The organism is Paraburkholderia sp. RL18-085-BIA-A (assembly GCF_046027075.1).
GTDB lineage: Bacteria > Pseudomonadota > Gammaproteobacteria > Burkholderiales > Burkholderiaceae > Paraburkholderia.
The window spans coordinates 45322-54779 of sequence record NZ_JARESU010000060.1 but is presented as its reverse complement, the minus strand read 5'-3'; the positions used below and the strand labels follow the sequence as shown (position 1 = coordinate 54779).

Genomic DNA, 9458 nt, shown 5'->3' with positions numbered 1-9458 from the left:
TGGACCGATGTTGCCGAGGCCGAGCACCGCGGTGCCGTTCGTGACGACGCCGACGAGGTTGCTGCGCGCGGTGAATCGCGCGGCGTTCATCGGGTTCTCGACGATTTCCTCGCACGCGAACGCAACGCCCGGCGAGTACGCCAGCGCGAGATCGCGCTGGTTGATCATCTGCTTGGTCGGGGTGATTGCCAGTTTCCCTGGGGTGGGGAACTCGTGGTAATCGAGTGCGGCTTCGCGAATGTTATGTGCGGCGGTCTTGTTTGTCATTCTGGTGGTACTCACAAACGATGGTCGGCACGCTCCGCAGGCAATGGCATCGCATCGTGCGCGGACTGCAGCGCCGATGCCGTCCCGCGCGCATCGACATCGCGGGTGAGGTAAATCGCCCTGCTGTCGGCACTGAACGTATGCCTGATGGGCAATTCATTCCGGCGCCTTCTGAGACATCGCACGTGGGTCAATGCACGGGGAGATGGGAAGTCATAGCTTATCCGCGAGATGCACGTTTAGAATTCACTGCAAATCACTTGTTTATTTACTTTCAGTGAAAACTGACATCGCTTCTGATCTTGAGTTTTTTGTGCTGGTCGCGCGCCACGGCAGCCTCTCGGCGGCAGCCCGAGCGCTCGATCTCACGCCGCCGGCTGCCACCAGACGGCTTGTGCAGATGGAAAGCCGGCTCGGCGTGCGACTCGTCAACCGGACTACGCGCAGCGTCAGTTTGACGAGCGAGGGCCAAACATATCTGCTGCACGCGACACGGATTCTGGCCGAAGTCCGCGAAATGGAAGACGTGGTGTCGAGCGGCCGCTCGACACCACGCGGCCTGTTACGCGTGAACGCTACACTCGGCTTCGGTCGCACGGCGATCGCGCCGATCGTCTCCGCATTCGCGAAGCGCCACCCGGATGTCACGGTGCAGGTTGAAGTGACTGACAGGCCAATCGATCTGGTCGAAAGCGGCTTTGATCTGGCAATCCGGTTTGGCTTGCCGCCCGACAAACGCCTCAACGCGCGACGTGTGATGTCCAACCGGCGTTTGCTGTGCGCCTCGCCCGGCTATCTGAAGCGACATGGCACACCGTCCAGCCTTCACGATCTCAGCGATCACCGCTGCATCATCCATCGGCAGAACGACGATGCCTACGGCATCTGGCGCTTCATGCACGGCGAACAGAGCGAAGTCGTGAAGGTGCACGGGATGCTGTCGAGCAACGACGGCGATATCGTGCTCGGATGGGCGTTGGACGGTCACGGGATTGCGATTCGTTCGGAGTGGGATCTGGCCAAGTACCTGCAGAGCGGCAGGCTGAAGGTGGTGCTGCCTGAATTCGTGCTGCCGTCGGCGGATCTGTACGTCTACTATCCAAGCCGAAGCAATCAGACCATTCGTGCGAGAGCGTTCATCGAGTTTCTGGCCGAGCATTTCCGCACCCCGGTCCCGACGGGAGCGGCATAGCCATAGGCACAGTCGGTTGTTGCGAAGTGCGCGCTTTCAATCGAGTTTTTCCAGGTGGTCGTCTCCACCTCGCCGCATATTCACGGAGCATTGCGCACCGTCGCGGGGCATCGAATCTCACACCTGCACCAGCGCTTGGCATCGGATTCATGCCACGTCATCGCGCCATTTTGTCCTCATTGTCCGTCTCGGACAAAAACCGCCACATTTTCAGTGCATTCAAGACAAGCTGATTTCCGGCACAGACGGATGGCGGCGACAGGTCCGGTACTCGCTCTATTGAGTCAGTCTCGATCAGCAACGGACTCTCTCATGAATCGCACACCCACACCGCGCAAGCTTCCCGTCACCGTCATCTCCGGGTTTCTCGGCGCGGGTAAGACCACCCTCGTCAATCAGTTGCTGCAGCAAAGCGCGCCGGGATCGATCGGCGTGGTCGTCAACGAATTCGGCGAAGTCGGCATCGACGGACAACTGATCGTCGCCGAACAACAGGCGCTCGTCGAAATCAATAACGGCTGCGTGTGCTGCACGGTGCGCGCGGACCTCGTCGACAGTGTCAAAGCGCTGCTGACGCGCCCGCAGACCGGTGCGGCGCCCATGCAGCGACTGATCGTCGAGACATCCGGACTCGCCGATCCGGCACCGGTCCTGCAAACGTTCCTCGCCGATCCCGACCTGCGCGAAGCCGTGGATCTCGAATCGGTCGTCACCGTGGTCGACGCACTGCATCTGCGCCGCCAACTCGATGACGACATTGCGCGCGAACAGGTGGCCTTCGCCGACGTCATTCTGATCAACAAGCTCGACCTGATCACGGAAGACGAGCTTATCGCCGTCGAGCGAACGATCCGTTCATTGAATCCAACCGCCGCCATCATCACCTCGACCCGCTCGCAGATCCGCGCGGACGCGCTGCTGGGTATGCGCCGCTTCTCGCTCCCCACGCTGCTTGCGATCGAGCCCGATCTGCTCGACGAAGGCGCTCACGACCACGAACACGACACGTCGATTCAATCTTGCGCGCTGGTCGAAAAGGGCGACCTCGATGCGACGCGCTTTAGCCGTTGGATCAACGAACTCGTGCAGCAGCAAGGCCAGCAACTGATGCGGATGAAAGGGGTTCTCAACTTCCACGCCGAAGCGCGGCAGTTCCATTTCCATAGCGTGCATATGTTGCTGGAAGCCCAACCCGGACGCGCATGGCGCAAGGACGAGCCGCGCGAGAACAAGGTCGTGTTCATAGGCCGCGATCTGAATTTTTCGCAACTGCACGAATCGTTTCTCAGCTGTATCCACTAGCCCAACCTACCTCGAGGATTCTGCAATGAAGAAGACTGATGCGCTTACCGTGAGTATCGGCGTGCTCGCCGTCGTCGACACCTACGTCACGGCAACGGTGTTTCCAGTCCCAGTTTGGGTCACCTTTATCGCGTGGGCTTCGTTCTTCGTGGTCGGCGGCGGTCCGCGCGGCTTCGTGCAGAGCGTCGCATCGAATCTCACCGGCCTCGTCATCGCGTCGCTCGCGCTGCTGGCGATCGCCAATGCCGGCCCGACGCCTCTCGTCGCAGCGATTTGCGTCGGTGCCGGGAGTGCGGCGATGGTGCAGATGTCGAAACTGAAGCTGCTCAATGTGCTGCCGGCCGTCGTGTGGGGCTTCGCTTCGACGGTCGGCACCACCGTCGCCACCGGCAAGGCGATTACCACCGTTGGCATTCAGAACCCCGCGTTGGTGGCTGCCGCCGCGCTCGTCACAGGCGCGGTATTCGGCATCGTCTCCGAAACGGTCGGCGAGGCACTGAGCCACAAGCCCCAGCCTCAACTCAACTGACCTCACCCTCCAGGAACCGCACACCATGAAACTACAGCACAGCCTTGGGGGGCTCGAAAACCTCGGCCCCGTCAATGTCGAGACACAGGTTTTCGTCGAGCCGTGGGAGAAGCGCATTTTCGGCATCCATACGGTGATGATGGCGGAAAGCACGCATCTGTCGGACGCGCTGCCAAAGTACCCGGTGGCGACGCTGCCTACTACGTTCAGGAATACGTGGACCTGGGCATCCCTGCGCACCGGCGCCGAAGGCATGCAGCCATTCGAATACTTCAAATACCGGTACTACGAAAAGTGGCTGATGGGGATTTCGCAATTCTTCATCGATCAAGGTTATGTATCGGCCGACGAACTCGCGCAGAAGACCGCGCATTACCGCGCCCATCCGGATGCGCCGCTGCCTGAGCAGCCGAATCCGGCAATCGCCTCGCAGATCAACGACTACCTTGCAAAAGGCGATTCGGGACTGAACGCACTGAAGCAGGCACCGCGTTTCGAACCGGGCGCCGCAGTGTGCATAGCCGATCCGGCTGCCGTCGATCACACGCGTTTGCCGGGCTACCTGCGTAACAAGCGCGGCGTGATCGACCTCGTCTATCCGGGTGCCTACTCCTACTTCGTTTCGACCGGACCCGACGGCATCGGCGAGCCGATGCCCGTCTATCGCATTGCATTCAAAGCCGAGGACATCTGGGGCAAGGACAAGAGCGAACCGAACACGACGATCTACGCCGATCTATACGAAGCGTATCTCGACGAATCGAACTGAATCTCCACCTACCATCTGCTACGTAACCAACATGACCGAACTTTTCAAATACGACGACGACCGCGAGGCCGCGAGCGCAGCCAAGGTACGGGCGCTCGAAGCGCTTCTGATCGAGAAAGGGGTGCTGGGCAGCGACTCGGTCGATACCGTGCTCAGTCATTTCGAAACGATGGCCGGACCGTTCAACGGCGCGAAAATCGTGGCGCGCGCGTGGATCGATCCGGCGTTCAAGGAGCGCCTTGTCGAAGACACACCGAAGGCGATCGCGGAAATGGACTTCCCGGCCGGGATGGAAGGCGCTGAAGGCGAGCACATGGCCGCCGTCGCCAACGGCGACGGCGTTCACAACCTCATCATCTGCACGCTTTGCTCCTGCTATCCGTGGCCCGTGCTGGGTCTGCCGCCCTACTGGTATAAGGACCCCGTGTTCCGCGCGCGCGGCGTGCGCGAACCGCGCGCCGTGCTGAAGGAGTTTGGCGTGCCGGTTTCGGACGATACGGAAGTCAAGGTCTGGGACAGCAGCGCGCAAATCCGCTGGTTCGTCATTCCGGAGCGGCCCGCCGGCACCGAAGGCATGAGCGAAGCGGAACTGGCCACGCTCGTCACGCCCGAAGCGATGATGGGTGTGGCGCTGGTGCCCTCGCCTTCTGCATCGCCGCGGCTGGCGGTCTGATCATGTTTACCCGTTTCGAGGAATATGCCGCCGCCAGCATGCTTGGACATCCGGACTCTCCGCCGCGCATGCAGGGCAAACTGCTGTTCGACAAGCCATGGGAACGGCAGGTATTCGGGCTCGCGCTTTCGTTATCGAAGGCGGGGCACTTCGAGTGGGACGACTTCCGTCAGAATCTCATAGCGTCGATCGCCGAATGGGAAGACGGATACTGCGCGGGGCAGCCGCCGTGGGATTACTACGAGCGCTTTCTGCTCGCCCTCGAAAAGACCGTGACGCAGGCCGGGGTGCTGTCGGCCACAGACATGGCGTCGCTGAATCTGCGCGCATTGCGTCCGTCCAGCAACTGAGCCGCGCCCTTGCTTCCGGCGTAGAGGCAAGGGCACGAGAATGCTCGCCATATCGCGTAACGCAGTTTCATCAGGATATCTATCATGCTCAAGCAACTGTCCAACGTACTCACCGGATCCGATCCGCAGGTCCAGCGCAAGCTCTTCGGCATCTACGGCCTGCTGTTGGTGACTAATGCCGCCGCGTGGATCTGGGCGTTCGTGTCGTTCTGGGACCATCCGGTCCTGCTCGGCACCGCGCTGATCGCCTATGGACTGGGCTTGCGCCACGCGGTCGATGCCGATCACATTGCCGCGATCGATAATGTGACCCGCAAGCTGATGCAGGATAAGAAACGTCCTGTCGCCGTGGGCTTTTTCTTCTCGCTCGGTCACTCGACGATCATCGTCATCGCCTCGCTCGCGGTCGCAGCAGTCGCAAGCGTGTTGAACACGCGCTTTGCCCAATACAAGGAATTGGGTGGACTGATCAGCACGTCGGTATCGACCCTCTTCCTGTTCGCGATCGCGTTCCTGAACCTGCTGATTCTGAAATCGATCTTCCAGGCATGGCGTCACATACGCGCAGGCGGCGCCTACGTCGACGACGACTTCGACATGTTGCTAGCCGATCGCGGCTTCCTCGCGCGGATCTTTCGTCCAATGTTTCGGCTCGTCGCGCGCAGCTGGCACATGTTCCCACTTGGCTTTCTGTTCGGACTCGGTTTCGACACCGCGACCGAGGTGAGCCTGCTCGGCATGTCCGCGTCGCAGGCTTCGCACGGCATTTCGCCATGGGCGGTGATGGTGTTCCCGGCACTCTTCAGCGCGGGGATGTCGCTCGTCGATACGCTCGACGGCCACCTGATGCTCGGCGCCTACGGCTGGGCGTATCTGAAGCCGATTCGCAAGATCTACTACAACATGACGATCACGCTGGTGTCGGTCGCGGTTGCGCTGCTGGTCGGCACGATCGAGGCGTTGGGCCTGATTTCTGACCACTTGAAGCTCGAAGGCAAGCTGTGGGATGCTATCGGTACGTTGAACGACAACTTCGGTACGTTGGGCTACGTCATCATCGGTGTCTTCGCCGCGAGCTGGATCGTATCGATGGTGCTTTACCGGACCCGGCGCTTCGACGAACTCGGGACAAGCCGCTAGGCCAACGCATGCGGCATGCGCCGCGCCCGCCTCGGCTCCATTTTGACTGACACCTATGCGCAAGATCACCGTCGGAATGGTCCTGTTCCCAGGATTCCAGCTGCTCGATATCGCGGGCCCCAAGGACGCCTTTGCGGAAGTCCGCATTCTCAGTCAGGGCGCGTGCGAATATGAAATGCTGACGGTCGGCACGACGCGGGGCAGCGTGCTGTCGTCCAGCGGGCTGACGGTGATGCCGGACCGGACCATCTTCGATCCGTGTCCGCATTTCGACACGGTGATCGTGCCCGGCGGCCTCGGCGTATTCGAAGTACTCGAAGACTCGACGCTAAGCGAATGGCTCGTGAAGCAGCACAAGAGTACCAGGCGGATCGCCGCTATCTGCAACGGCGTTTTTGCCTTCGGCGCCGCCGGCATGATCGATAACCGCACGGTCACGACACACTGGATGGACGCCACGCGACTTTCGTCGATGTTTCCGAAGGTGAAGGTCGAACCCGACCAGATCTATGTAAAAGACAGCGGCCTCTACACGACCGCAGGCGTGACCGCCGGCATCGATCTCGCGCTGGTCATGATCGAAGAGGACTTCGGCAAGAAAATGGCGCTCGACGTCGCGAAGTATCTGGTCGTGTACGTGCGCCGCGCGGGCGGCCAATCGCAGTTCAGCCCGCTGCTGGAAACCCAGGCCGCCAGCGATTCCCAGATCCAGTCAATTCAGCAGTACCTGCTCGACAATCTGCATCTGAACCATACGACCACGTCGCTTGCGCGCCGGCTCAAAATGAGTCCGCGCAATCTGTCCCGCATCTTCACCAAGGAATGCGGCGTCAGTCTGATCGCATTCCTGAACGACGCGCGCATCGACGCCGCGCGCCGCTACCTCGAGAGCACCCGCCACCCGATCGGCGAAATCGCGAAGCGTTGCGGCTTCGAGAGCGCGGATACACTTCGGCGTACTTTCAGCCGTCGGCTTCAGATCAGTCCCGCCGAATACCGGCAGCGCTTTCGCTCCGGTGATCCGGTGAACGACGGGGCTGCTGCTCTCCGTCATCGTTGACGATAGCGATCGCGAATCGCGCGAATTGCACGCGATCCTCGATACGCGCCCTGGTTTCACGTAGAACCGCTTGTGGCCAAACGGTGGAACGCACCTTGAGAGGTGCCAGTGCCCTAACGATGCTTGACTGGTGAGCTTGATTGAACATATGTTAACGCCACCGCGTCTCAGGCGCGTGTGCTGGCCTTGATCAGCTCGCTGGCCAGAATCACCGCATCGCGGTTAAGTGGGATGAACCGTCCGCGGATTCGGGGACGGTAGACCGGGTCGCCCTTGCTGATGTGCACGCCAGACAGGGCGCAACGCCCCGCCGCGGGAGCGCGGCATGGTGTCCAGACTTGCTCCTCGTAGTTGCAAAGCGTCGGATCATGCCAGCGCAACGCGAAGAGTGAGTTGGGCAGTTCCTCCACTACCGTCACCGTATAGGTGCGCACGTCATCCCTGTCCGACTCACGCGAATTGAGCGGTTTGCCATCCTGGCGGGACCGACCGGACAGGTCCGGAGGATTCCACATCGGGTCTGGCGGAGAAAAAAAACGATCGATGCCTGCGAGCGGCGTCGTCGCCCACGGGTCTCGAACCTCGGGCGTCGAAGTGAGTCGGTCCGGTCGACGCGATGATGGATGGTGGGACGAGGACAATGCAGGGAAAGCAGGTTCATGACAAGATTCATTTTCTGACAGGAGGTCAGAATTGGTATTGGATTCAACGTTCACGATCGTTTGCCATCCTTATCAAATAATGAAGCAGCCGCGAACAACCTTAGAGGTCGAACAACTCCCGACTTGCGGCTACTGCATGCATATGATGGAGAAGTCGACTGTACGGCGATAAATGGTCCTGCCAAGCCACGGCACGAACGTGTACTCGTTATAGGCGTTGCTTCCGATATGGATCCAGCTACGTAGAACATGTGACACGGTGTTTCCTTGGAGACATTAAGAAGGGAACCGGTCGGGCGGCCATCCGAAAGTGCCATGTGGTCGTCGTGCCGAACCGCGAGCCTTGCGCTGCAATAACAGAAAGCGTGTCGCGATGAGAGAAGGGTAGGTCTAGCCGGAGGGCGAGTCTACTCTACGGTTGGATATGCCGATGCCGCATTGGGGTAACCCGCTTATACGGACGTATAAGCACGGCAAGGAGACTTCACTGAGCTTGCCCTGTGAGGAGAATCTCCCGTTGAGCGGCAAACGCAAGCAACCAGAGCGGCCATCTGGAAATGAACGCCGACACAGTCTTGATGACCGCTCAGCGCCTGAGATCGGACCTTTGCTCAATGCTGCAGGCAGCACGGCTTCGCTGGCGCCGGCGCTTACGGAAGATCGGAGCTTGGCTTGTGAGGTGGCTCATGGTATTGCAACGACCAGCGATCAATGGCGTCGGGCTCGATGCCTTGTCGACACTGCACCGTAACCCGCGCGAACGGTTTGCGGAAGCGCGCGCGTACGATGGCGCTCAGCGATGACGGCCGTCGGGCAGACAAGGCTTGATACCAAGCGATTCGGCCTTGCGGACAAGGTCCGGCATTGAGCGCGCATTCATTTTTCGCATCATCTGTCCCCGGTGGACCTTGACCGTGATCTCGCTCAGGTTCATCTCAGAGGCGATCTGCTTGTTCAGGAGACCGGACAGGACAAAGCCCATCACCTCTTTCTCGCGCGGCGAAAGAGACTGGTACGAAGTGCGCAGGTCAGCTAACGCGGCTTCCGCCGCGAGCCGCTCGCTGTCTTGCGCCAAGGCCTGAGCAACTGCGTCGAGCATATCCTGGTCTTTGAACGGCTTCGCCAGGAAATCGAGCGCGCCGGCCTTCATTGCCTTCACCCCCATCTCGATGTCTCCATGACCGGTCATGAATACGACGGGAATATGCATGCCGGTATTAACGATTTCCTGATGAAAAGCCATGCCGCTTTTCCCGCGGAGCCGCACGTCCAGGATGAGGCAGCTTGGTCCCGCGGAGTGAGGAAACCGGAGAAATTCGTCCGGGGACTCGAACGTTTCGACGCGCAAGCCTACGGAGCGCAGAAGCAAGTCAAGGGCTCGCCGGATTCCCTCGTCGTCATCGACAACGTAGATGACGGAACCGTCAGTTGCTTCGGGTTCATCCGTCATTTGGCGGGTCGGTCTACTAGTCATCTGGACACCTCGCGAAGCCCAATGCGGTCGCATTCCGCTG

10 protein-coding genes and 1 pseudogene are annotated in these 9458 nt (G+C 60.3%); 8 read left to right on the top strand and 3 right to left on the bottom strand.

The window, feature by feature from the left end; all coding sequences use genetic code 11:
- Window positions 1–267 (bottom strand): annotated as a pseudogene (locus P0D89_RS30910) (NADP-dependent malic enzyme); the annotation flags it as partial.
- 277 nt (window positions 268–544) lie between these two features.
- On the opposite strand from P0D89_RS30910, the gene P0D89_RS30905 reads away from it, so the two are divergent.
- From P0D89_RS30905 to P0D89_RS30870, 8 genes are all read left to right on the top strand, one after another.
- Entirely contained in the window at window positions 545–1459 is a 915-nt protein-coding gene (locus tag P0D89_RS30905; RefSeq protein WP_408377657.1) for a LysR family transcriptional regulator, read from the top strand.
- 312 nt (window positions 1460–1771) lie between these two features.
- Window positions 1772–2761, top strand: a complete 990-nt coding sequence (locus tag P0D89_RS30900; RefSeq protein ID WP_408363370.1) for a CobW family GTP-binding protein — start codon at window positions 1772–1774, stop codon at window positions 2759–2761.
- A gap of 25 nt (window positions 2762–2786) precedes the next feature.
- The gene (locus P0D89_RS30895) at window positions 2787–3290 is read left to right on the top strand and encodes a DUF1097 domain-containing protein (protein ID WP_408363372.1); all 504 of its coding nucleotides are present in this window, start codon (window positions 2787–2789) and stop codon (window positions 3288–3290) included.
- Window positions 3291–3315: 25 nt separating this feature from the next.
- A complete protein-coding gene (nthB, locus tag P0D89_RS30890; RefSeq protein ID WP_408363374.1) occupies window positions 3316–4059 on the top strand; it encodes a nitrile hydratase subunit beta in 744 nt (247 codons plus the stop codon).
- Between the two features lie 31 nt (window positions 4060–4090).
- Window positions 4091–4732, top strand: coding sequence for a nitrile hydratase subunit alpha (gene nthA / locus P0D89_RS30885; protein ID WP_408363376.1), 642 nt, complete (start codon window positions 4091–4093; stop codon window positions 4730–4732).
- A 2-nt stretch (window positions 4733–4734) separates the two neighbouring features.
- Complete coding sequence (locus P0D89_RS30880) at window positions 4735–5082, top strand: nitrile hydratase accessory protein (RefSeq protein ID WP_408363378.1); 348 nt, start codon at window positions 4735–4737, stop codon at window positions 5080–5082.
- A gap of 84 nt (window positions 5083–5166) precedes the next feature.
- On the top strand, window positions 5167–6222 hold the full coding sequence (locus P0D89_RS30875; RefSeq protein ID WP_408363380.1) for a HoxN/HupN/NixA family nickel/cobalt transporter: 1056 nt from the start codon (window positions 5167–5169) through the stop codon (window positions 6220–6222).
- A gap of 55 nt (window positions 6223–6277) precedes the next feature.
- The gene (locus tag P0D89_RS30870; protein ID WP_408363382.1) at window positions 6278–7282 is read left to right on the top strand and encodes a GlxA family transcriptional regulator; all 1005 of its coding nucleotides are present in this window, start codon (window positions 6278–6280) and stop codon (window positions 7280–7282) included.
- A gap of 167 nt (window positions 7283–7449) precedes the next feature.
- On the opposite strand, the gene P0D89_RS30865 is transcribed toward P0D89_RS30870, so the two are convergent.
- Entirely contained in the window at window positions 7450–7998 is a 549-nt protein-coding gene (locus tag P0D89_RS30865) for a DUF3331 domain-containing protein (RefSeq protein WP_408363384.1), read from the bottom strand.
- 739 nt (window positions 7999–8737) lie between these two features.
- A complete protein-coding gene (locus P0D89_RS30860; protein ID WP_408377655.1) occupies window positions 8738–9394 on the bottom strand; it encodes a response regulator transcription factor in 657 nt (218 codons plus the stop codon).
- Window positions 9395–9458 lie beyond the last annotated feature (64 nt).

Coding starts and splice junctions, on each gene's coding strand:
- P0D89_RS30900 (WP_408363370.1), top strand. CDS start 1,772: ATGAATCGCACACCCACACCGCGCAAGCTTCCCGTCACCGTCATCTCC.
- P0D89_RS30860 (WP_408377655.1), bottom strand. CDS start 9,394: ATGACGGATGAACCCGAAGCAACTGACGGTTCCGTCATCTACGTTGTC.
- P0D89_RS30875 (WP_408363380.1), top strand. CDS start 5,167: ATGCTCAAGCAACTGTCCAACGTACTCACCGGATCCGATCCGCAGGTC.
- nthA (WP_408363376.1), top strand. CDS start 4,091: ATGACCGAACTTTTCAAATACGACGACGACCGCGAGGCCGCGAGCGCA.
- P0D89_RS30870 (WP_408363382.1), top strand. CDS start 6,278: ATGCGCAAGATCACCGTCGGAATGGTCCTGTTCCCAGGATTCCAGCTG.
- nthB (WP_408363374.1), top strand. CDS start 3,316: ATGAAACTACAGCACAGCCTTGGGGGGCTCGAAAACCTCGGCCCCGTC.
- P0D89_RS30880 (WP_408363378.1), top strand. CDS start 4,735: ATGTTTACCCGTTTCGAGGAATATGCCGCCGCCAGCATGCTTGGACAT.
- P0D89_RS30895 (WP_408363372.1), top strand. CDS start 2,787: ATGAAGAAGACTGATGCGCTTACCGTGAGTATCGGCGTGCTCGCCGTC.